Below are 23,299 nucleotides of genomic sequence, written 5' to 3' on the forward strand. Positions count from 1 at the left end.
GCCAAATACTGCTTCAAACACACACCAGGTAGGATCAGCTACCCAGGTAAGGGGGATTACGGCAGTGTTCGCAAGTTCTTTAATCCTCGACTGGCAAACAACAAAGCGAACACTGTCGCGACGAGGCAGGAACGGACGTTGCGCCCATTCCCGTAAAGGGGGCAGGCCCAGCCGCAATACGCCAATCGTTGCCCCAAAAGGGTAAGATTAGATGATACCCATCAGTCACGAGGCGCCCGTGCCGAGCAAGCATGCATTCAGCGTCAGTTTGACGGAGCACCTGGCTTCGTTCGTACGGGCGGAAATTGCCGAAGGCCGGTATGGCACCGTTAGCGAAGTCGTGCGCGCCGGTTTGCGTCTACTGGAAGAAGAGATCGCGCGTCGTGCCACGCCGGCAAGACTGGTCGACGCTGCGCCGACGGCGCGCGTCAAGCGTCCCGACGATCGCGGCCGTACACCGATCAAGGAGAAAGCATGACGCCGGGCCCTGACTTCCCCATTGTTGGCGTGGGGGCCTCGGCCGGTGCAGTCGAGGCGCTGGAAGGCTTTTTCCGCGGCATGCCGGACAAGCCCGGTCTGGCGTGCGTGATCATCACTCACCTGAGCCCCAATCGCGAAAGCATGCTGCCGGAGATTGTCGCGCGTTTTACCGACATGCCCGTGCACGCCATTGCCGACGGCACGCCGATCGAACCCGACAACGTGTACCTGCTGCCCACCGACGCCGTCGTGAGCGTCGCGAACAGGACGCTCCATGTTCACGAGCAGGACAAGGCCCGGCGCGAGCGCAAACCCATCGATGTTTTCTTGAGCACGCTCGCGGCCGACGTCGGCGAAATGTCCGCTGGCGTGATCCTGTCCGGCGCGGACTCCGACGGCACCCTGGGCATCAAGGCCATCAAGGAGCGCGGCGGCCTCACGCTGGCGCAGTCCGGCGACGGATTCGGCCCGCACCATTCGGACATGCCGAGGAGCGCGATCTCCACGGGCCTCGTCGACTTCGCGGTACCGGCCGAGGAAATGGGTGCGAAGCTCGCCAACTTCGCTGCAGGCGTCTTCACGCTAGACGGGCTAACCGCCAATGCAGGCGCGCAAGACGACGGCAGTGAATTCAAGGAAGCGCGCAACGCAATCTATTCGATTCTGCGCAGCCAGGTCGGGCACGACTTCAGCGGTTACAAGGTCAAGACTTTTCTGCGCCGCGTGCAACGGCGCATGCAGGTTCTCGAGATCAAAACTGCCGAAGCCTACGTGACGAGGCTCGGCAAAGACCCGGAAGAAGTGGCCGCCCTTTTTCGCGATCTGCTGATCAACGTCACCAGCTTTTTCCGCGATGCGCAGGCGTTCGATACGCTCGCGGAAGTGGTCCTTCCCAAACTGCTGGACGGGCGCGGCCCCGACGACGCCGTGCGCGTGTGGGTGCCCGGCTGTGCGACCGGTGAAGAAGTCTATTCAATCGCGATGCTGCTGCGCGAGCAGATGGACGGCCGTGATCCGCCGCCGCGTGTGCAGATCTTTGCCACCGACATCGACGACGGCGCGCTCGCCGTCGCGCGTGCGGCGCGCTATCCGCTGGCGCTGCTCGACGGCGTCTCCGAAGAGCGGCGGCAGCGATTCTTCGTTCAGGACGCGAGCAGCTACGTGCTGGCAAAGGAAGTGCGCGACCTCTGTATTTTCTCGCCGCACAGCGTCATTCGCGACCCGCCTTTTTCGCGCATCGACCTCGTATCGTGCCGCAATCTGCTGATCTATTTCGGTACTGAAATCCAGAACCAGGTCATCCCGACGTTTCACTACGCGTTGCGCCCGGACGGTTATCTGTTTCTCGGCACGTCAGAGAACGTCAGCCAGTTCGACGAGCTGTTTACCCCCGTGGAGAAAAAGCATCGGATCTTCCGGCGCAGAGCGGACGTCGCGCCGCAGATCCGTTTGCCGCTGACGGTCGCCGCGCTGAAGATCGGGCATATGGGTCCGCTTACGCCGGCGCGTCCGTCGCTCGGGGGCGCGGGGCTGCGGCACATGGTAGACAACCACATGCTCGAGCGGTTCACCCCGCCGCATGTGCTCGTCACTCGCGATGGCGACGTCGTCTACTATTCGAGCCGCACCGGCAAGTATCTGGAGGCGGCACCGGGCGTGCCGACGCGGCAACTCTTCGCCCTGGCGCGCAAGGGACTGAGCCTCGATTTGCGGTCGGTGTTTCGCGAGGCCGTCGAATCGGGCCGCCCGGCTACGCGCGAAGGCGTCGTCGTCGAGAGTGAAGACGGCCGTGTGCAGGTGATCTGCCTCACTGTCGAACCGCTGACCGAGCAGCCGCACGGCGAGCGCATGTATCTCGTCGTCTTCGAGGACCTGGGTCCGGTTCTCGCGCGCGAAGAGGCGCTCGCGCGCGCGCAGTCCATGCACGACGGCAGCGCCGCACAGTTCGAAAAGGAGTTGCGCGATACGCGCGAGCGCCTTCAATCAATGATCGAGGAGTACGAGACTGCGCTCGAGGAACTGAAATCGTCGAACGAGGAACTGGTCTCGGTCAACGAGGAACTGCAGTCGTCGAATGAAGAGCTGGAGGCATCGAAGGAAGAACTCGTCTCGCTCAACGAGGAACTGCATACGGTCAATCTCGAACTGAACGGCAAGATCGATGCGCTCGACCGGTCCAACAGCGACCTGCAGAACCTGTTTGAGAGCACCTCGGTTGCGACTGTATTTCTCGACCGCAATCTGGTCATCCGGTCGTTCACGCCGGCAATGGGGAGCATCTTCCATATTCGTTCCGTCGACCGCGGCCGCCCGATCACGGAACTCGTCAGCCGTCTCGATCTCCCCGGGCTGGAAGACGATATCCAGACCGTCTTCAGGACGAATCAGCCGAGAGAACGCCAGGTGAGCAGCAAGGAAGGCCTTGCGCATTTTCTGGTGCGTCTCGCCCCTTATCGCAACGGCGACCGGCAGACCGATGGTGTGGTGATTGCGTTCGTCGACATAACGGGCATGGTGCATGCGGAAGAACGTCAGGAGGTGCTGATTGCCGAGTTGCAGCATCGCACGCGCAATCTGCTGGCAGTGATCCAGTCGATCGCGCAGCAGACACTCGCGGGCGATCCGGCACTGGAGACGTTCACGAGCCGCCTCGCGGCACTGGGCCGCCTGCAGGGGCTCATCGGCGAAGCGAACGGTAATCTGATCGACCTCTCCGAAATCGTGCGCCTCGAGTTCGATGCGCTCGGCGTGGCGGACAGTCGGCGGATCGAAGTAAGCGGCCCGGTTGTGCCGCTGGGTTTCCGGAACGTGCAAACAATTGCACTCGTGCTGCACGAACTGGCAACGAATGCAGTCAAGTACGGTGCATTGAAGGACGACCGGGCGCGGCTCGTCGTGCGCTGGCGTGTCGAACCGGGAACATCCGGTGCTGCATCGCTCATATTCGACTGGCTGGAAAGCGGCATGCGCCTGGCGCCGGACAGCAGCAAGACCGGTTTCGGCCGCCAGTTGATCGAAAAGGCGCTGAAGTTCACGCTCGGCGCAAAGACGGCGCTGACTTTCAATCAGGACGGCGTCTCGTGTCATATCGAAATACCGCTGCCGTCGGTGCGTTAGCCGGCAGCGGCGTCAGGAGGGGTCGAACATGGCGTTCGCGAACGTGCTGACAGGTCAGAGAATCATGGTGGTCGAGGACGACTACCTGGTCGCGCTAGCGCTTTCCACCGTGCTGGAAGGCGCCGGCGCAAGCGTCGTGGGACCGATCGCGGGCGCACAGGAAGCCGTCACACTGCTGGAAGAAGGCAACGAACACATCGACGCGGCGATTCTCGACGTCGATCTGAACGGCGAGCCCTCTTATCCGGTGGCGGACGCGCTCGCGTCACGGCATATACGGTTCGTATTCGCGACGGGGTACGGAATCGACGCGGTCGATGCCCGCTATCGTCATTACCCGCGGTGTCAGAAACCGTTCGATCATCACGCGCTTTTCAAGGCGCTGAGCGCGAGCGGGAGCGGATGACCGCCATCGCTTTACTCCGGGGGCGTTAGCCGCGCCCTTTCCTGCGCCGCTCCTGTACAGGGCACCATTTCCGAAACCGTACAGGTACTGTACCGGCAACGCTCGCTAGAATGCTCCCAACGTCCTCTGCCAGACACCGGAGCCTGCCATGTCTTATCTCACGCTCAGCGCGCTGCCCGCCGGCATTCTGTTCGCGCTCGTCACCACGATCACACCAGGCCCGAATAACACGATGCTGCTGGCCTCAGGCGTCAACTTCGGCTTTCGTCGCACGCTGCCGCATGTGTCTGGCATCAGCGCAGGCGTGGTGCTGTTGATGCTGTCAGTCGGCATCGGCCTGGGCGAAGCCTTCGTTCACTTTCCGGTGCTATACACGGTGCTCGAGGTCGCAAGCGTTGCGTACCTGCTGTATCTCGCGTGGAAAATCGGCACGTCGGGCGAATTGAAGGTCAAGAACGGCAAGCATCGGCCGATGAAATTTTACGAAGCCATCGCTTTCCAGTGGGTCAATCCGAAGGCATGGATGATGGTGCTGACCGCCGCCACGACGATCCACCTCAGCGAGAGCTACAGCATGAACGCCGTCGCGATGGCGGTGCTTTTCTATGTGATCGGCTTTCCGTGCATCTGCCTGTGGGCCGGTTTCGGCACGGCGATGCGGCGCGTGCTGTCCGACCCGAAGCGTCTGCGCGTCTTCAACGTCGCGATGGCGCTGCTGCTGGTGCTCTCGCTGTATCCGATCGCGCTGAAGCTGATTAGCGGCGCCGGCGCCTGAGCGCGGCTAGACTGTCCCGCGCGCCACTCGCTCGATGAAGCGCCACAGCCCGTCGTCGGTCGAATAGGGCGCGTTGAAGCGGAACCACGGGCTCGGCGCGTCGTCGGGACGGAAGTAGGAACCGGGCGCAAGCCAGATGCCGTGCGTGAGCGCGGCGGTCGCCACGTCGCCGGCGCGCGTGGGATCGATCGGCAAGCGCGCCCACAGAAACAGCCCCGCTCGCGGGCGATGAAACACTTCGAGACCGAGCGAATCGAGCCGCTCCTCGACGGTTGCATGCGCAAGCTTCAGCCGCTCGTTCACGGCTTCCACGTGGCGCGCGTAGCGCCCTTCGAGCAGCACCTTGTCCACGATCCGTTCGATCGCCTCCGACGACGTCAGCCCCACCGCCATCTTCGTGCGCGCCAGTTCGCGCAATACCGCTTGCTCGGCGACCACATAGCCGCAGCGCAGCCCAGGCGTCACCGTCTTTGAGAAACCGCTGACATACAGCACGCGCTGCAAGCCTTCCATCGCGGCAAAAAGCGGCGCACCCGAGGGCGCAAGCTCGCGGCTCACGTCGTCCTCGATCACCCACATGCGCTGACGCTCGGCAATCTGCAGCAAGCGGAAAGCCGCTGACATGCCGAAGGTCGCGCCGGTCGGATTCTGCAGCGTCGTGTTGACGAAGATTGCCTTCGGCTTGTGTTGCGCGACGAGCGCTTCCAGCACATCGGTATCGACACCGGCGGGCGTGCGCGGCACGCCATGCACGACGAGTCCCGCCAGCTTGAGAATCTGCAGCAGGTTGCAGTAACCCGGATCTTCGACGATCACTGCGTCGCCCGCGCGCAGCAACGTCCGCACGATCAGATCGAGCCCCTGCGTCGCGCCTTGCGTGAGCAGCACGTTGGAGACGTCCACGGGCAGGCCGCGCCGGTCGAGTTGCTCGGCGATGCGCTCGCGCAGCGGCGCGAATCCGTATGGATGGCCGTAATCGCCGAGCCGCGCGGCGGGCACGCGGCTCATCGCGCGCAGCGCATGTTGGAGACCGGTCTCGTTGATCCACTCGTTCGGCAGCCAACCGCCGCCCGACTTGATCGGCACCGAATGATCGGCGAACACATCGGACAGCAGCCAGGTGGCGGTGAGGCTCGGCGGCTGCCAGTCGGTCACGGCGGCCCGCGCGGACGGCGAGCGCGCCGCCACCCGATAACCGGAGCCGCGCCGCGCGACCACGAGGCCCATCGACACCAGACGGTTGTACGCCTCGGTGACGGTGAAGGTGCTGAGATCGTGGCTGTGCGCCAGTTGCCGCACCGACGGCAGCAACGCGCCCGCGCGCAGCGACTGCGCCTCGATGGCGTGCGCGAAGCCTTGCACGACCTGCTCCACCAGCGTCGGCGCGGCGCGCCGGTCGCGCTCAAGGTTCAATTCGATCATGGTCAGGACGAAGATGACGGCCGCGGCGGACGGCCTAAAAGTGAACGACGCGCGCGGCAAGCTGGTGTTCGAGGCGCCGATCGGCGCGGCGCTGACGACACAGTTACCGCCAATTCACCAACACAGTTAGCACGACACTGCGTCAACTGTTTATGCCGCCATTAAACCGCGAACGCTACAGTTTTGGCTATGCCCGGCGGAGGTCCCCTTGGGGGACGCCCCAAAGAAGCTCCGCTCGGGGAACCACTTCGAGGAGAAACCCATGACTTCGCGCCCCGTCATCGACGATCTGTCGTCTTTCTGGATGCCCTTTACCGCGAACCGCCAGTTCAAGGCCGCGCCGCGCCTGCTGGAATCGGCGAAGGGCATGTATTACCGCAGCACGGACGGCCGCGAGGTGCTCGACGGCTGCGCCGGTCTGTGGTGTGTGAACGCGGGCCACGGCCGCGACGAGATCGTCGCTGCAATCACGCAGCAACTCTCCACGCTCGACTTCGCGCCGACTTTCCAGATGGGTCACCCGCTCGCATTCGAAGCGGCCAGCAAGGTCGCCGAATTGATGCCTGAAGGCCTGGATCGCATTTTCTTCACGAACTCGGGCTCGGAATCGGTCGACACCGCGCTGAAGATGGCGCTCGCCTATCACCGCTCGCGCGGCGAGGCGCAACGCACGCGTCTGATCGGCCGCGAGCGCGGTTATCACGGCGTGGGCTTCGGCGGCATTTCGGTCGGCGGCATCGCGCCGAATCGCAAGACCTTCTCAGGCGCATTGCTGCCGGCGGTCGATCATCTGCCGCACACGCACAACCTGGAGCACAACGCATTCACTAAGGGCCAGCCGGCCTGGGGCGCGCATCTCGCGGACGAACTTGAGCGCATCGTGGCGCTGCACGATGCGTCGACGATTGCCGCGGTGATCGTCGAACCGGTCGCCGGCTCGACGGGCGTGCTGATTCCGCCGCAAGGCTACTTGCAGAAGCTGCGCGAGATCTGCACGAAGCACGGCATCCTGCTGATTTTCGACGAAGTGATCACGGGCTTTGGCCGCGTCGGCAAGGCTACGGCGAGCGAATATTTCGGCGTCACGCCCGACCTGATCACGATGGCCAAGGCGATCAACAACGCGGCGATTCCGATGGGCGCTGTCGCGGCAAGCCGCACGGTCCACGATACGATCGTCAACGCCGCAGCGCAAGGCGCCATCGAGCTGTTTCACGGCTACACGTATTCGGCGCACCCGGTGGCAGCCGCTGCGGCCATCGCCACGCTCGACCTGTATCGCCGCGAGGGACTGTTCGAGCGCGCCGCATCGCTCGCGCCGACGTTCGAGGCTGCCGTCCACTCGCTGCGCGGCGCCAAGCACGTCAAGGACATCCGCAACCTCGGCATGATCGCGGGCATCGAACTCGAATCGCGCGACGGCGCACCCGGCGCGCGCGCTTATGAAGCCTTCGTCAAATGCTTCGAGGCAGGGGTGCTCGTGCGCTTTACCGGCGACATCCTGGCGTTCTCGCCGCCGCTCATCATCGACGAAGAGCAGATCGCGCATCTGTTCAAGACGGTCGACGACGTGCTGGCTACCGTGCAGTAACACGAAGGGAAAAGGCGGCGCGCGGTTCGCGTGCCGCCTTTTCCTCACTGCGGTCTGAGCGCGTCAGAGCACCTCAATGCACCTCAGTGCGCGTCACTGAGCGCCCCGAACGTCACCGCGCTCAATGATGATGCGCGCGCGCAGCCCGCGTCTGAGCCGCCTTCTTTGCCGCGGCGGAACGGCCGGCCGCACCCTTCGTCGCAGCGGCTTTCTTCGCTGCGGCCGAGCGGCTCGCCGCCGGACGCTTCGCTGCCGCCGACTTCGCCTGCTTCGACATCGCCGAGTGCGACGCACCGGCCGTGCTTTCACGTTTCAGCACATTGGTGCTGGTGCGTGAGCGCTTTGCCGTCGACTCCTTGCTGGCCGTCTTCTTCCCAGCGCCCTTCTTCTGACCCGCTGCACTATCCTTCTCGGCTTTCTTACGCGTGGCCTCGCTCGTGGTGCCCTTCTTCGGCGCCTTCAGGTCAACGCCCGCGCGACGCGCTTCCGACAAGCCGATGGCGATGGCCTGCTTGGGCGACCTGACGCCGTGCTTGCCGGCGCGCACCTTGTCCACCTGTTCCTTGACGAACTCTCCAGCTTGCGTGCTCGACGACTTGCCGGCGCGTTTGTCGGCTTCGGCACGCTTGAGCGTTTTCTTTTCGGGCATGACAGTTCTCCCATTGACTGTGGCCTCTGTCATGCAGCAATGCCTGTGCCGGGGCGGACGCGCAAATGCTCTGCGGGACTCGCGCCGTTCTCGCGGACGGCGTATGGTGTGGTCAAGGGTCGGCGCGTTGGACCGGCCTGAACGGGAGACATCCATGAAGATCCCTACCGTGCGCGCGGGTGCGCATATCGAAGGCGTGCACTGGATTGCCGAATACGCCGAAGACGTCCACGAGATTCGCATCTTTCGCGAAGGGCAGGAGGTGGACGTGCACGACGCGCCGCCGTCCCTGTTCGGCGACGAGGAGAACGCCGGCTCGAAGAGCACCGCGGACCATCGCGCGGTCGAGGCGGCCGTGCTGGCTTATTTGCGGCGCTTCGTGATGGAGCACGACGCAGAGGAATAGCGCGTTATCTTTATGTGAGCGGGTCGTGTATCGACAGACCGGCAAGCCGGCAGGCGTCGCGCAAAAGCGTGGGCTTTCGCGCACGCCCGCAGCCTGGGCGGCTGCAGGCGTAGCGGCTTGCAAGCACAGCCAGAGCAAAGTTACTCGGCAGCCCGCAGCTTTTTCACCTCGGCATCCGACGGCTGCACACTCGCGCCGTCGATATAGCGATACGAGGTCATCACACCTTTGCCGTCCTTCAAACCCGTCACGCCGACATATGCGCCCATGGTCGACTGATTGTCCTGCGCGCGATAGGTGATCGGCCCGAACGGTGTTTCCACGCCAAGGCCCTTGAAGGCCGCCGCGAGCTTGTCGGTATCGACGGAACCCGCCTTCTTGATACCGGCCGCAATCGACATCAGCGCCGAATAGCCGACCACCGAGCCGAGCCGCGGATAGTCGTGATACTTCGCCTGATAGGCGTCCACGAACTTCTTGTTGGCCGGCGTATCGATCGAATACCACGGATAGCCGGTCACGATCCAGCCGGCCGGCGCTTCGGCGCCCAGCGGATCGAGATAGTCCGGCTCGCCCGTCAGCAGCGAAACGACGCTGCGGTCCTTGAACAGACCACGCGTGTTGCCCTCGCGCACAAACTTGCCGAGATCGGCGCCGAACAGCACGTTGAAAATCGCATCCGGCTTCGCGTCGGCGATCGCCTGCGTGACCGCGCCCGCATCCACGTTGCCGAGCGGCGTGGCCTGTTCGGCGACAAACTGCACGTCAGGCTGCGCGGCGCTCAACAGCTTCTTGAAAGTCGCGACCGCCGACTGCCCGTACTCGTAGTTCGGATAGACCAGCGCCCAGCGCTTCTTCTTCAGTTTGGCCGCTTCCGGTACGAGCATCGCGACCTGCATATATGTGGAAGGACGCAAACGATACGTGTATTTGTTGCCGTCGGCCCAGACGATCTTGTCGGTCAACGGTTCGGCGGCGAGGAAGAAGATCTTCTTCTGCTTCGCGAAGTCGGTGAGCGCGAGGCCCGTATTCGACAGGAAACCGCCGAACAGCAGTTGCACCTGCTCGCGGGCGATCAACTCCTGCGCGACGCGAATCGTGTCGCCGGGGTTGCCGTTATCGTCGCGCGAAACGACTTCCAGCTTTTTACCGAGCACGCCGCCCGAGCCGTTGATCTGTTCGAGCGCAAGATTCCAGCCGTTCTTGTAAGGCCCGAGAAAGGCCGGCTGCGCCTTGTAGCTGTTGATTTCCCCGATCTTGATGGTCTGCTGGGCGTTCGCGCCGAAGGCGGCGAGCGACAGCACCGTCGATAGCGTAAGGCGAGAGATCCATCCTGCGCGCGTGGTCATGCGTTTCTCCGTATCAAAGGGATTGCGGGAATGCGTTGGTTTTCTATCAGGCGTTGCAGCGGTGACTCTCGCCGGGCGGTCAGTCAGTTGGCCACTTAGTTGGCCACTTATTTGCCACTCAGTTGGCCACTCACTCGGTGCGAGGCATAGCGCGAATCCGGGCGACGCTCGCGGCGACGTCCTGCCATGCCGGTTTGCCGCCCGCGAACTGCCGGCGCAGATACGAAACAAGCTCGGCAACCTGGGCGTCGTTGAAACTGTCGCGGTAAGCCGGCATCGTACCGAGTTCGGGCCGCGCAGGCGAGCCGATGCCGTCGAGAATCACGCGGATCAGATTATCGGGCTTCTCGCTGTGCAGATTCGTATTGAGCGCGAGCGACGGATGCGCACCGAACAACTGCGGCCCGCTGCCCGTGTGATGACACGCGGCGCATGCGCCGTCGAAGAGCCGTGCGCCGACGCTGGACGGCGCGCCGGTAATCGCACTCGCCTGCTCGTATTCGCGCGCCATGGCGGCGGTATCGACGTTCGCCTCCAACGGATTCAGCGACGCGAGATACGTGGCCATCGCGCGAATATCGCTGTCGGGCAACGCCGCGAGATCGGCGACGACGGGCGCCATCGGACCGGCCGCGACGCCATGCAACGGCGCGTGGCCGAAACGCAGATAGCTGAACAACTCGTCTTCGCTCCACGGCACAGGCGCGTTCGAAAGCGCCGACAATGCGGGCGCTTGCCACCCTTCCGCAGTGCCGCCGCCCATGAAGGCCGCGCCGGTTTTCTCGGCGCCGAATGCGTTGCGCGGCGTATGGCATGCGCTGCAATGCGCGAGGCCGTTGACGAGATACGCGCCGCGATTCCACTGCGCGTTTTGCGTCGCGCTGGCCGTAAGCGCATTGCGTCCGAGGAAGAGGCCGTTCCATGCGGCCATCAGCGGACGCGCGCTGAATGGAAACGGCAGTTTCGTTTCCGGAGGACGGAAGCGCACCGGCGTTTGTGACATCAGATACGCGTAGAGCGCGTTGAGGTCGTCGTCGGATGTGTTTTTGAACGACGTGTACGGGAACGCCGGATACAGCCGATGTCCGTCGCGGCTGATGCCCTCGCGCATCGCGCGAACGAACGCTTCGAGCGACCAGGAGCCGATGCCTGTCTGCGCATCGGGCGTGATGTTGGTGCTATAGACGGTGCCGAACGGCGTCTCGAGTGGCTTGCCGCCGGCGTTCGGCACGCCGTTGCGCGCCGTGTGGCATACCGCGCAATTGCCGAGCGACGCCAGCAGTTTGCCGCGCGCTATCAAGTCCGGCGCGAATGCACTAGCAAGCGGCGGCGCGATGGGCGCTATCGGTTGCGGCGCCAACGACAATGCCCCCAGCCAACCCGCCGCGCCCGCGGCAAACGCGCCGAGAAAACCGAGCCGCCAGCGTTTTTTCTTTCGCGCCGCGGCCTTGGCGGCATCTTCTGCCTGACCATCGGCGAGCGCCGCGCGGATCGTTTCGGGCGTGAACGGTGGCCTTCGAAAGCGCACGCCGGTAGCGTCGTACAACGCGTTCGCAATCGCCGCCGCGCCCGGCAGCGACGCCGACTCGCCCGCGCCCATCGGCGGCTCGCCGTGACGCGGCATCATCACGACGTCGATCACGGGCACTTCACGGAATGTGAGGATCGGATATGCGCCCCACTCCTGACTCGTCACCGCGTTGTCGCCGAACGTCACGCGTTCTTTCAACGCGCGACTGGTCGCCTGGATCACGTTGCCGTGAATCTGATGACGCACGCCGTCCGGGTTGATCGTCGTGCCGGTGTCCTGCCCGACCACCACGCGTGTCACCGCGAGTTCGCCGCTTCTGCGGTTCACCTCGACATCCGCGACCCACGCGCACCACGCCGCGCCGAAGCCGGGAAACTTGCTGTGCACATAACGGGCGTAAGCGATGCCGCGGCCGCGCGCTATGTCGCCGTCTTCGCGAAGCTCGTTGATCCCCGGCTCTCGCGGCTGCCAGCCCGCGCGCTCGGCGACCGCCTTGACGAGTTCGACGGCGCGCGGATCGGTCAAGTGCTTCAGGCGAAACTCGACCGGATCGGCGCCCGCCTCCGTCGCGAGTTCGTCGATGAGCGACTCGTGCGCGAACGTATTCGGCAACGCGGACACGCCGCGCAGCCACGACGCCCGCACGATGGGCGGCGTGTCGTCGCAAACGATGCGCATGGTGCGATAGTCGTACGGCGGCACGGCCGTGCGGTCGCCCATTTCGAACACCTGCGGCTGCGCGGACACCGTGCCGGTCAGCAATAGCGCCAACGTAGGCGCGTCGTTCGATGGATAACGCGTCGCGAAGTCGTAAGCCGCGAGTTCGCCTTCGGCGCTTAACGCGCCGCGCACGTCCATCAATTGCGCCGCGCCCTTCGGCTCCCACGCATGCTCGTCCTCTCGCGACAGTTGCACGCGCACCGGAAGGCCAGCGGCGCGCGAGAGCAATGCGGCGTCAGCGGCGACATCGTCCGCGCAATTGCGGCCGTAGCAACCCGCTGCTTCCATGCGCACGATTTCGACGTGCGCTTCGTCCATTGCCATCAGCAATGCAAGGTCGGCGCGCAGCGAATGCGGATTCTGCGTGCCGGACCACACTTTCAACGCGCCCTCGCGATAATCGGCCACTGCACACGAAGGGCCAATCGACGCATGCATCTGAAACGGCCACACGTAGGTGCGATTCAGCGTACGGCTGGGGTCGTGTGAGAGCGCCGCGTCGACATCGCCATCGATCACGAGGTCGCGCCGTTTCGACGGATTCGCACGCAGCGCGGCTTCCACTTCTTCGCTGGTTTCGAGCGGCGGCAGAGGGTCCGTGCTCTTCCATCGCACGTCGAGCCGCTTCGCGGCCTGCTGCGCGACTTCCTCCCGCTCCGCCACAATGCCGACGAAGTCTTGTATCAGCACCACTTTGACGATGCCCGGCAAGTCGCGAATCGATTCTTCGTCGACATGCAGGAGGCTCTTGCCGACAAAATCGCCTTGCGCAAGCCCTGCATACGGCGGGCGCACGACGCGCCCGTGCAACATGCCGGGCACGCGCACATCGTGGACAAAGCTCAATTCGCCCGTTGCCTTCGCCGGAATATCGACGCGCGGCGCGCTCTTGCCGACTATCTTGTATGCGTCCGGGGATTTCAACGGCGCGTCGGTGGTCAACAGCAATTCGATGCGCCGCCCCGCGATCAGTTCGCCGTAGCCGATGCGTTTTGCGGCCTCAACGGCAGCCGCGTTGTCGTTTTGAAACACGATGCCGTCGCGTACATCGAGCTTTTCTAGATCGACGCCAAGCCGCGTTGCCGCTTGCGCGAGCAGCCATTGGCGCGCCTGCGCCGCCGCGTGCCGCAACGGCACGGCCGTTATCTGCATCGTGGCGCTGGCAATCGTCGGCCCCTGATTCGGCGTCTCTGCTGTGTGGCCAAGCACGATCGAAACGCGCGTCAAAGGTACATCGAGTTCTTCCGCGACGATCTGCGCAAGCGCAGTGCCGATGCCAGTACCGAGATCGACGTGGCCGTTGAACGCGATCACGCTGCCGTCGTCGCGCACCGCGAGGAACATGTCGGCCTCGCTAGGCACGAACGACGAACGCGAGCCAGGCTGGCCGATAGCCGGCTGAATCTGCGCTTGCGGCGCACGGGTGACGATCAGCACGCTGTGCGCGTCATACAACTGCTTTCGCGATGGCGGCGCCGCGCGGCGATCGACGCTGAAGTCCGGTCCTGTCATGCGTGCGCCCCTTCGGGACCATTCTTCTGTATGGCCAGCAATTCAGCGGCGCGCTGCACCGCACGCACGATTTCCACATGCGTGCCGCAGCGGCACAGGTTGCGCGACAACTCGCGTTGGATTGTTTCGACACTCGGATGCGGATCGCGATCGAGCAACGCCTTTGCCGTCATGATCATGCCGCTCAGGCAATAGCCGCATTGCGCGGCCTGTTCTTCGATAAATGCCTGTTGCACCGGATGCAGCGCCGCACGCGTGCCCAATCCTTCGAGCGTCGTGATCTCGTGGCCTAACGCCACTCTCGCCGTCGTCACGCAAGCGCGCGTCGGCATGCCGTCGAGCAGCACCGTGCATGCGCCGCACTCGCCGAGTCCGCAGCCGAATTTCGGCCCGTTGAGCGCGAGGTCGTTGCGCAGCAGGTAAAGCAACGGCGTATCCGCGGCGGCGCTGACGAGATGCGTCGCGCCGTTGACTTTCAGCGCGAGCGGCGCCGGCCCGTTCATGAGCGCATCGTCCGTGCTAGATGGCGCGTGCTCACAGCACGACCGGCACTTCAGTCGCGGGCGGCGTGTTACGGCTGCGCCGGCAACGGATCAAGCCGTCGATCATCACCAAGCCCACGCCCGGAATATCGCCGAGCTGCACGCTTTCTAGCAGCGTGTCGGCGGCCGTGTGTTGCGCACGGTCCATAAAGACGAGATCGGCCGGACGGCCCACTTCGATCAGCCCCTGGCGCAAGTTGCGTTGACGCGCGGTGTTGCCCGTCGCGAAGCAGAACGCGATTTCGGCGGGCACATCCGCGAGACTGGAAATGAGCGCGATCATCCGCAAGATGCCAAGCGGCTGCACGCCGGAGCCGGCGGGACTGTCGGTGCCGAGAATGATCCGGTGCGGGCATTTCAATTCGATCGCATGACGCGCGGTCAGCAATGCGATGCGTTCGTTGCCGTTATGGACTATCTCCAGAGCGCGGCTCGACTGCTCGCACAGATCGCAAACATGCCGGTAAGACAGCGACGTATGCCCGCCGTTGATGTGGCCAATTACGTCCGCATCGGCCTCCAGCACCACGTCGCGATCGATCAGTCCCGAGCCCGGAATCGACGGACCACCCGTATGAATCGTGCTTTGAATGCCGTATTTGCGCGCCCACGCCACCATCTGCGCGGCTTCCTCGCCGGCCTTCACGCTGCCGAGGCCGACTTCGCCGAGCAGCTTTACGCCCGCTTCGGAGAGTTCCTTGAAGTCCTCTTCGACCATGCCCTTCTCGATCACCGGCGCGCCCGCCATAACCTTAACGCCGCCGCCGACACCCGCGCCGCGCATCCCTTCGAACGAACGCTGCGCGGTGATGGCCAGCGCCTTCACACCGAGCACATCTTTCGGACGGCCAGGTAAATGTACTTCGCCCGCGGAGATCATTGTCGTCACGCCGCCGTTCAGGTTCGATTCGATCCAGCCCATCTGATTCTGACGCGGCGTCCAGTCGCCGAATACCGGATGCACATGCGAGTCGATCAGGCCGGGCGCGACGGTCGTTCCTTTGCAATCGACAGTGGTCCGCGCGCCTTCCAGGTCGCAGTCTTTCTCTTTGCCGAGCGCGACGATCACGCCGTCGTCGATCACCAGCGTGTTCGCGTCGAGAATCGGCTGATCGATGTCGCCGGATAACAGCAGCCCGATATTCGTTACCGCGACCTTGCCCGACAAGCCTGTCAACGTCTCTGCTGCCATCTGCTTCTCCTTTCACAACGACTGTCCAAATCACACGCTGAATCGCGCGTTAATCACACGCTCAGATAAGCGCGCCTCACTGTTTCGTTCCTTGCAAGTTCGCCGATCGTGCCGCTAAAGCGGATCTGCCCTTTTTCGAGGACATATGCGCGGTCGCTGACCAGCTCGGCGAAGTGCAGGTTCTGCTCCGACAACAGAATGGACAGCCCTTCGCGCTTGAGTTCGAGAATCATGTTCGCCATCTGTTCGACGATCACGGGCGCGACGCCTTCGGACGGTTCATCGAGCAACACGAGATACGGATTGCCCATCAACGTGCGCGATACCGTGAGCATCTGCTGCTCGCCGCCGCTCATCTGGCCGCCGGGCCGCTTCGGCATTTCGCCCAGGTTCGGGAACAGGCGGAACAGCTTTTCCGGCGTCCATTGCGGCGCGCCTTCGCGCGGCGGCTGACGGCCGGTGTCGAGATTCTCCATTACCGTCAGATCGGCGAATACGCGCCGATCTTCGGGAACGAAGCCCATCCCCATGCGCGCGATCCTGTGCGGCGCCAGCGCGGTAATGTTGTGTCCGCGAAAAGTGACTTGTCCGTGGCGGCGCGGCAGCAGACCCATCACCGCTTTCATTGTGGTGGATTTACCGGCGCCGTTGCGACCCATCAACGCGACGACTTCACCGCGTCCAACTTCAAGGCCGACGTCGAAGAGAATATGCGCGCGGCCATAAAACGCGTTGAGGCCCGCGACTTTCAGCATCGGCTCGCTCATTGCAGCGCCCCTTGTCCCGTATGACCGCCTGCCATGTCGTGCAGCGCCGCGTGCGGCTGAAAAGTCTTGCCGGTGCCGAAATACACTTCCTGCACGCGCGGGTCGTTGCGGATCGTGTCACCGTCGCCCTCGGCAATCAGCTTGCCGCGCGCGAGCACAATCATGCGATCGGCGTACGCAAAGACCACATCCATGCTGTGCTCGGTGAACAGCACGCCGATCTTCCGCTCGGTGACGAGCCGTTTGGTCAGCGCCATCAGTTCGTTGCGTTCCTTCGGCGCCATGCCGGCCGTGGGCTCGTCCATCAACAGCAGCTTCGGCCGGTTCGCGAGTGCAATGGCTAGTTCGACGCGCTTCACGTCGCCATAGGCCAGCACGCCGCACGCGCGGTTTGCATCGGCGGCCATGCCGACCTGTTCGAGCAGCGCTAACGCTTCATCGGCGTAGCGCGAGCCTGCGGGCTTCCATAGGCCGAAGGTTTTGCGTTCGCGCGAGACGAGGGCCATCTGTACGTTTTCCAGCACTGTCATCGAATTGAAGGTCGCCGCAATCTGGAATGTTCGGCCTACGCCAAGCCGCCAGATCTCGCGTGGGCGCATGCCGACGAGTTCGTGTCCGTCGAAGCGGATCGAGCCCGATGAAGGCTGCAACTGTCCGTTGACCATATTGAAGCAGGTGGACTTGCCCGCGCCGTTGGGGCCGAGCAAAGCTAGAAGCTGGCCGGCTTCGAGTGTGAACGAAACGTCGTCGACCGCCTTCAAACCGCCGAACGAGCGGGAGAGGCTAGACACTTGCAGCAAGCTCATAGCCCCTCCTTGATCGCGGTGCGTCCCGAAGGCGACGCAGTGTTTTTCTCCGCGTTGTCGGCCGTGTCGTCGCCGAAACGATCGCGGATAAAGCCCACGATGCCTTGCGGAAACGCTATCACCAGCAACAGAATCGCGAGGCCGAGCAGCGCCTGCCAGTAGTCGGTTTGCCGCGCGACGGTGTCCTGCAGCCACGTGAACACAGCCGCCCCCACAATCGGCCCGGTCAGCGTCTGCAAGCCGCCGAGCAGCACCATCACGAGGCCGTCGACGGAACGGCTCACGCTGATCACCTCCGGCGAAATGGTGCCCTTGGAGAACGCATACAGCGATCCAGCGAGCCCGCAGAACAGCGATGCGATCACGAAGGCCGCCCACTGCACACGCTTCACGTCGATGCCGATGGCCTCCGCGCGCAGCACGGAATCGCGCGACGCCCGCATCGCATAACCGAGCGGCGAGAACAGCATGCGGCGCAAGAGCCATACGCCGATCACCGCACACGCCAGTGTCAGGTAATAAAACGCGACAGGCGATGACAACCAGTTCGACGGCCACAAGCCGAGAATGCCGTTGCTGCCGCCCGTCACATCGTCCCATTGAAATACGACAGACCAGACGATCTGTGCGAACGCGAGCGTCAGCATCGCGAGATAGACGCCCGACAGCCGCACGCAGAACCAGCCGAACACGAGCGCACCGCCAACGGCGAGCAGCGGCCCCAGTAGCAATGCGGCTTCCATCGGTAGATTCAGCACTTTGACAAACAGCGCCGCGCCATATGCGCCGAGTCCGAAATATGCGGCATGGCCGAACGAATGCATGCCGCCCGGCCCCATGATGAAATGCAGACTCGTCGCGAACAGCACGGCGATCAGAATTTCCACGAGCAGCACAGGCATATACGGGAACGCATTCGCCGTGAGCGGCGCAAGCAGCAGAATCAACAGCGCAATCGCGGCGAGCCACTTCAGCCGTTTGCCTGCGGGACGCAGAGGCGTTTCCGGCGCCGCCATGCCGCGCACCGCCGCACTCGCGCGACCGAGCAAACCCCAAGGCCGCACTACGAGCACGACCGCCATCACGACGAATTCCGCGACCAGCGTAAAGCGACTCAACGAGAGACCGACGCCGAAAATCGTCACATGTCCGATGCCGATACACAGCGCCTTGATCTCCGCGATGATCAGCGCGGCGACGAACGCGCCCGGAATCGAACCCATGCCGCCAACCACCACGACCACGAATGCATTACCTATCGTCTCGAGATCGAGCGAGAGATTCGCCGACATGCGCGGCCCTTGCAGCGCACCGCCCAACCCTGCGAGAAATGCGCCGACGAAAAACACGCCCGTAAACAGCCACGCCTGATTGATGCCGAGCGCGCCGAGCATTTCGCGGTCCTGCGTCGCGGCGCGCACCAGCGTGCCCCAACGCGTGCGCGTCAACGCATACCAGAGCAGCAGCAACACGACAGGGCCGATCACGATCAACGCGATGTCATAGGTCGGCAGCGGATGGCCGAGGAAATTCACCGCGCCCGCCAGATGCGGCGCGCGCGGTCCGAACAGATCTTCTGGTCCCCACAGCCACAACGCAGCGTCGCGAAAGATCAGCACGAGCGCGAACGTGGCGAGCAGATGAAACAACTCGGGCGCGTGATAGATGCGCCGCAGGACGAGCATCTCGACCAGCGCGCCGAGCACCGCCACCATCAGCGCTGCGGCCAGCACCGAGAGCCAGAAGCCGCCCGCCGTCTGCCCGAAGCGGCTCGCGATGCTGTACGCAATGTAGATGCCGAACATATAGAACGAGCCGTGCGCAAAGTTGACGATGCGCGTCACGCCGAAGATCAACGACAAGCCGGCGGCGACGAGAAATAGCGTCGACGCATCGGCGAGTCCGTTGACCAGTTGTACCAGCAAATTCGAAAGCATCGAGACCCTCGGCAGCTTGCTGACGATCCACGCGCAAAACGCGCATGAGGCTCGGGCAGCAGACGTTGCAGCGCGTGCGGCACCATGCTCGCATGCATCAACGGCAGCACACTACCTCAAAGAATGTCCCTTCGGGGACCGACGAAATAGCCGCATGCAAAGTTCAGCGCAAACCATCCTCGCCCTTGATTTCACTCACCTGCAAACCGCCGATGCGCGGCAACGGCCGGCCCGAAGCCGTCACGGCGACCGCCACTACGATTTCGTTCGCGCGCGGCGCGTCGGACACGCGCGCCTCGATTGCATCGAAATGACTGCGCACGAAAGCGGCGTCTTTGTGGCCAAGCGGCACGTCGATCGCGGTGCCGAGCGTGCCCATTTTTTTCGCCGATGGCACGAGCGCCGCGCCTTTTTCGACCGCCGCGCGCAGCGGCGCGCCGAGCTTCGGATGCAGAATCGCGGCGGCGTGTTCGAGTTCGCCCGCCTCGCCGACAATTGCGGCCTTTCCATAGCTTTGGGCGTCGCCCGGTTCGATACCGAGCGCGGCGACGCACCTGTTGCCGAGCAGCGCACCCAGTTCCTCGCCGGCTTCGATCAGCGCATCAAGCTTCGCTTCATAGCGGCCCGCGTACGGATTCTCGATCACCGCAATTGCAACCGCGCGACGAGTCGGCGGATCGACGTCCTGGCCCATTTCAATGCGTGTTTCATCCACCTGTACGACCAGCTTGCGAAGCTTGATTGCCATTTCGCTCTCCGAGTTTCGATGCCTGCTCTGTCTTTTCTATGCGCCCGTCACAACGTTCAGCGCCGTTCAGCGTGTTTCAGCGCAAGCCGTCGTTGCCCACAATCGCCTCTTTCGCCAGCCCGCCGACGCGCGCATGCACGCGCTGACCGGTGCTCATTGCGAGGATGTAGACCACTTCGTCGGCGGATGGCGCGCCGGGCACGCGCACTTCGATGGCGTCGAAATGGCTGCGCACGTAGCTTGCATTCACATGCGTGAGCGGCACGTCGAGAGCGGTGAATGGCGCGCCGACTTTTTTCGTCGACGGTACGATGGCGTTCGTCGGCACGCCGTTCTTCTCCAGCAGCTCGCGCATTGCATAACCGCCCGGCACATGCCACAACGCGCCATGTTCGAGTTCGCCGCGCGAGCCGACAATCGCGCCTTTGCCATAACTTTCTATCGACGCATGCGGCACTGCCATTGCCGCAAGCAGTCGTTGAGCCATGTCGTAGCCGATGGGCTTGAGCGCTTCCATCGCGTGTTCGATCTTCGCTTCATAGCGGCCGGCAAACGGGTTGGTCATCACGGCGGCAATCGCGCCGCGTCTGAGCGGCTGCGCGGGCGCGGGGCCGAACTCGTGGAAGATGTCTTCGACGTGCGTCAGCACGCGGCGTATTTCGAACACGGAGCCTCCGTTGTCGTGTGAGCGCGATGCGTGAGTAACGCGCTTTTCTCATGCATACCGGCGATCCGCACGCGTCCTTGCAAAAACAATGCGGCGCCTTCAATTACGCCTTGATCGAGCAGGCGCCGCGCGGCTTCGACGCCGCGTGCCAGCGCGAAATCGATCAGCGGCTGCGGCAGCGAAGGGACATCGACAGTGACGAGCTGATCGCCCAGATCGGTGTCGTCCTTCAGCGACGAAGCCGGCATACGTACGATGCCCGCATGATCGACGTTGACGGCGTTGGCGATCATCGTCGCGGCGGCGTCCGCGCTTGCCGCGTTGCGCGCGAGCACGGTCACGCTGTCGGCAATGCCGAGACTGAAGCTGCGGCCGCGCCAACCGCTCGTCGCAATGCCGCGAATGGGCATGCTAGCGTCTAACGTGAGATTGGCATCGAGCGTCTGGCCGTTTGAAAGCTGCATTTCCGCCTGCCACTGCGCGATGTCTGCAAACACGCCAATGCGATAGTGTTGGCCTTCGGTCAGATAAAGCGCAATGTCACCGCCGTTGTTGATAAAGGCGCGTGAGATGCCTTCACGTGCGAACGCGGCGATCAGTTCATCGGCGACGCTGCCCGCAACGGCTGCCATCGGCGTAATGAAGCGCGCCCGATGAGCATGGCACGCAGACCACATGCGGCGCGCGAGCTCGCCTTGCAGCGGGCAATCGTTGAACGACGCTTCTGCTTGCACCGGTTGCCGAAGCACTTTCAACTCGCCGACCAGTTCAGGCAAAACGTCGACGAAACGTGACCAGCACGCCTCATAAGCGATTTGCAACGCGGCGGGCTCGCCGTCGGCGCTGAGGACCAGATCGATCGGGCCATGCTGCCAATGCCAGCGGGTCGCGTCGAGGCGGGTGCGGGTCGGGTTCATCGCGTCGTGATGGATGCCACGTGGTTAGCCGAGCATCGGCGGCATGGCGGGCGGCCACGGATTATCCGGGTTGCGTGCCAACATCCGGCGCGCGAGCGGCGCGCCTTCCGTATGCTCCGGACCGTTCGCCAACACGCTCTCCAATGAACGCACTGCATCGAGATGGCCGCCAAGATCGCGATACGCGTCGTACGTCATCGTGAATTCGATCGGCGCGACAATCGCTGGAGTCGGCACCGTGCCGAACGAACGATCCGGCATGCGCGACACGTCCACCATCACGGTGATGCCGCCGCCTGGCCATACATAAGCCGGCGCGCCGCCGCACGTCACATTGACGAGCTTCTGCTTGATCGCGCGGGTGAGCAGCACTGGGTTTTCGGTCGCGCCCGCTCGTAGACTGCCGCCCGCGCCGCCCAGAAACAGCACCGTGGCAAGCGACGGCTCGCAGTTCTCGCCGATTCGCTCGACCGTTCTGCTCACCGCATCTGGCATTGTTGCAATACGAGGCACGAGCTCATGATCGAGTTCGTACCATTGCGCGTGTTCGCCGGTGGTCGACACCATCAGCAGACGCATGCCGGGTTTTGCGACCGCCGGATCGAAGCCTTCGATAATCGCAAGCGGGTCCTGAATGTCCGTGCCGCCCCAGCCGGTGCCCGGATTCGCCACCTGAAAGTAGCGTCCGGGCGTCGACTTCCGTCCGCGGATCCTGATGCCCGAGCGTGTCATGCCGAGGCAGCGCCCCGCCTGATGTTCGGTCAGCACGCCGGTGATGTGATCGTCGACCACCACGACTTCATCGGCATGACCGAACCATTGTTTGGCGAAGATGCCGATAGTCGCGGAACCGCAGCCCACGCGCATGCGCTGTTCTTCCACACCGTCGACAACCGGCGCAGCGCCTGCGCGAATCACGAGGCTCGCGCCGCCGTCTATGCTCAATGCCACCGCCTGCTTGTTGCCCAGCGCGAGCATCATGTCGCATGTCACGCGGCCTTCTTTCTTGCTGCCGCCAGTGAGATGATGTACGCCGCCGAGGCTCAACATCTGCGAGCCGTATTCGGCCGTTGTCACGTGCCCGACAATTTCACCCTGGCAGCGCACGTTCGATTGCTCTGGTCCGAGAAACCGGTCGGTGTCGATTTTTACCTTGAAGCTGCAATAGCTGAAGATGCCTTCGGTGACGACCGTGATCATGTCGACGTCGTTGAGCTTCGAAGCAACGATAAAAGGCGCGGGCTTGTAGTCGGGATAAGTGGACGATGCGCCCACGCCGGTCACGAAAAGCGCCTGCTCGGCGGCATGATTCTGCGCTTCAGACGACGCGCCGAATTCGACCGTGGCGTCTGTACTGCTTGTACTGTCTGAACGCGACAGAAACACCACAGGGTCGACGCGGATCAGCCGTCCGTCCGCATTCGCATAGCGGTCGCACGCGCCGGTGCGCCCTTCCGATATCTGGCACAGCACAGGGCAAGCATTGCATTCGATCTTGTTCGACGCCATGCGCTCGCTGCGCGGCGCCGCCTTTTCAAGCACAGTGGGACCGGGCGTCGAGGCGGTTTCGCCATCGACGCGTTCCGCACCGAAATCGACCTTCGTATGTTCTGTCATGGCGGAGTTCCCATACGACGACATTACAATCGGTCCTGCCCGTTGGCGAATAGCCCTTGTTTCAAGGGACTTTCGTGTGATCCGCGAATTTCCATGTTGCGATCACTTACCGTTCGTGTAGTATCCGCTACACCAAACATGCTGGAAA

Annotated in this window: 19 protein-coding genes; 6 read left to right on the top strand and 13 right to left on the bottom strand. The window is 63.5% G+C overall.

The window, feature by feature from the left end:
* Nucleotides 1–211 precede the first annotated feature (211 nt).
* From C0Z16_RS27315 to C0Z16_RS27330, 4 genes are all read left to right on the top strand, one after another.
* Nucleotides 212–478 (top strand): type II toxin-antitoxin system ParD family antitoxin, encoded by a 267-nt coding sequence (locus C0Z16_RS27315; protein WP_102635180.1) that lies wholly within the window; start codon nt 212–214, stop codon nt 476–478.
* Complete coding sequence (locus C0Z16_RS27320) at nt 475–3,597, top strand: CheR family methyltransferase (protein ID WP_102635181.1); 3,123 nt, start codon at nt 475–477, stop codon at nt 3,595–3,597. The genes C0Z16_RS27315 and C0Z16_RS27320 overlap by 4 nt, the downstream gene beginning before the upstream one ends.
* 28 nt (nt 3,598–3,625) lie before the next feature.
* A complete protein-coding gene (locus C0Z16_RS27325) occupies nt 3,626–4,003 on the top strand; it encodes a response regulator (RefSeq protein ID WP_102635182.1) in 378 nt (125 codons plus the stop codon).
* A gap of 148 nt (nt 4,004–4,151) precedes the next feature.
* Nucleotides 4,152–4,778 (top strand): LysE family translocator, encoded by a 627-nt coding sequence (locus C0Z16_RS27330; RefSeq protein WP_102635183.1) that lies wholly within the window; start codon nt 4,152–4,154, stop codon nt 4,776–4,778.
* A gap of 6 nt (nt 4,779–4,784) precedes the next feature.
* Here C0Z16_RS27330 and C0Z16_RS27335 read toward each other — a convergent pair whose 3' ends face one another.
* Nucleotides 4,785–6,200: an aminotransferase-like domain-containing protein gene (locus C0Z16_RS27335; protein WP_102635184.1), complete on the bottom strand. Its 1,416-nt coding sequence runs from the start codon at nt 6,198–6,200 to the stop codon at nt 4,785–4,787.
* 262 nt (nt 6,201–6,462) lie between these two features.
* Between C0Z16_RS27335 and C0Z16_RS27340 the strand changes: the two genes are divergently transcribed.
* On the top strand, nt 6,463–7,791 hold the full coding sequence (locus C0Z16_RS27340) for an aspartate aminotransferase family protein (protein WP_102635185.1): 1,329 nt from the start codon (nt 6,463–6,465) through the stop codon (nt 7,789–7,791).
* A 121-nt stretch (nt 7,792–7,912) separates the two neighbouring features.
* Here C0Z16_RS27340 and C0Z16_RS27345 read toward each other — a convergent pair whose 3' ends face one another.
* A complete protein-coding gene (locus C0Z16_RS27345) occupies nt 7,913–8,440 on the bottom strand; it encodes a DUF6496 domain-containing protein (RefSeq protein ID WP_102635186.1) in 528 nt (175 codons plus the stop codon).
* Nucleotides 8,441–8,594: 154 nt separating this feature from the next.
* Between C0Z16_RS27345 and C0Z16_RS27350 the strand changes: the two genes are divergently transcribed.
* A complete protein-coding gene (locus C0Z16_RS27350; RefSeq protein WP_102635187.1) occupies nt 8,595–8,846 on the top strand; it encodes a hypothetical protein in 252 nt (83 codons plus the stop codon).
* 140 nt (nt 8,847–8,986) lie between these two features.
* Here C0Z16_RS27350 and C0Z16_RS27355 read toward each other — a convergent pair whose 3' ends face one another.
* From C0Z16_RS27355 to C0Z16_RS27405, 11 genes are all read right to left on the bottom strand, one after another.
* Nucleotides 8,987–10,195 carry an ABC transporter substrate-binding protein gene (locus C0Z16_RS27355; protein ID WP_102635188.1) on the bottom strand — a complete coding sequence of 403 codons (1,209 nt, stop codon included), beginning with the start codon at nt 10,193–10,195 and terminating at the stop codon, nt 8,987–8,989.
* A gap of 130 nt (nt 10,196–10,325) precedes the next feature.
* The gene (locus C0Z16_RS27360; protein ID WP_102635189.1) at nt 10,326–13,958 is read right to left on the bottom strand and encodes a molybdopterin cofactor-binding domain-containing protein; all 3,633 of its coding nucleotides are present in this window, start codon (nt 13,956–13,958) and stop codon (nt 10,326–10,328) included.
* The gene (locus C0Z16_RS27365) at nt 13,955–14,461 is read right to left on the bottom strand and encodes a (2Fe-2S)-binding protein (RefSeq protein WP_102635190.1); all 507 of its coding nucleotides are present in this window, start codon (nt 14,459–14,461) and stop codon (nt 13,955–13,957) included. The genes C0Z16_RS27360 and C0Z16_RS27365 overlap by 4 nt, the downstream gene beginning before the upstream one ends.
* 31 nt (nt 14,462–14,492) lie before the next feature.
* Complete coding sequence (locus C0Z16_RS27370) at nt 14,493–15,692, bottom strand: amidohydrolase family protein (RefSeq protein WP_102635191.1); 1,200 nt, start codon at nt 15,690–15,692, stop codon at nt 14,493–14,495.
* 53 nt (nt 15,693–15,745) lie between these two features.
* Entirely contained in the window at nt 15,746–16,459 is a 714-nt protein-coding gene (locus tag C0Z16_RS27375; RefSeq protein ID WP_102635192.1) for an ABC transporter ATP-binding protein, read from the bottom strand.
* Nucleotides 16,456–17,265, bottom strand: coding sequence for an ABC transporter ATP-binding protein (locus C0Z16_RS27380; protein ID WP_102635193.1), 810 nt, complete (start codon nt 17,263–17,265; stop codon nt 16,456–16,458). Before C0Z16_RS27380 ends, C0Z16_RS27375 begins: the two co-directional genes overlap by 4 nt.
* Nucleotides 17,262–19,202, bottom strand: a complete 1,941-nt coding sequence (locus C0Z16_RS27385) for an ABC transporter permease (RefSeq protein WP_102635194.1) — start codon at nt 19,200–19,202, stop codon at nt 17,262–17,264. The genes C0Z16_RS27380 and C0Z16_RS27385 overlap by 4 nt, the downstream gene beginning before the upstream one ends.
* A 163-nt stretch (nt 19,203–19,365) precedes the next feature.
* Nucleotides 19,366–19,950: an amino acid synthesis family protein gene (locus C0Z16_RS27390; protein ID WP_102635195.1), complete on the bottom strand. Its 585-nt coding sequence runs from the start codon at nt 19,948–19,950 to the stop codon at nt 19,366–19,368.
* Between the two features lie 76 nt (nt 19,951–20,026).
* A complete protein-coding gene (locus C0Z16_RS27395) occupies nt 20,027–20,617 on the bottom strand; it encodes an amino acid synthesis family protein (protein WP_102635196.1) in 591 nt (196 codons plus the stop codon).
* Nucleotides 20,593–21,534, bottom strand: coding sequence for a UPF0280 family protein (locus tag C0Z16_RS27400; protein ID WP_102635197.1), 942 nt, complete (start codon nt 21,532–21,534; stop codon nt 20,593–20,595). The genes C0Z16_RS27395 and C0Z16_RS27400 overlap by 25 nt, the downstream gene beginning before the upstream one ends.
* Nucleotides 21,535–21,558: 24 nt before the next feature.
* A complete protein-coding gene (locus tag C0Z16_RS27405) occupies nt 21,559–23,151 on the bottom strand; it encodes a 6-hydroxynicotinate reductase (protein WP_102635253.1) in 1,593 nt (530 codons plus the stop codon).
* Between the last annotated feature and the right edge of the window lie 148 nt (nt 23,152–23,299).

This window comes from Paraburkholderia rhynchosiae, from assembly GCF_002879865.1.
Classification (GTDB): domain Bacteria; phylum Pseudomonadota; class Gammaproteobacteria; order Burkholderiales; family Burkholderiaceae; genus Paraburkholderia; species Paraburkholderia rhynchosiae.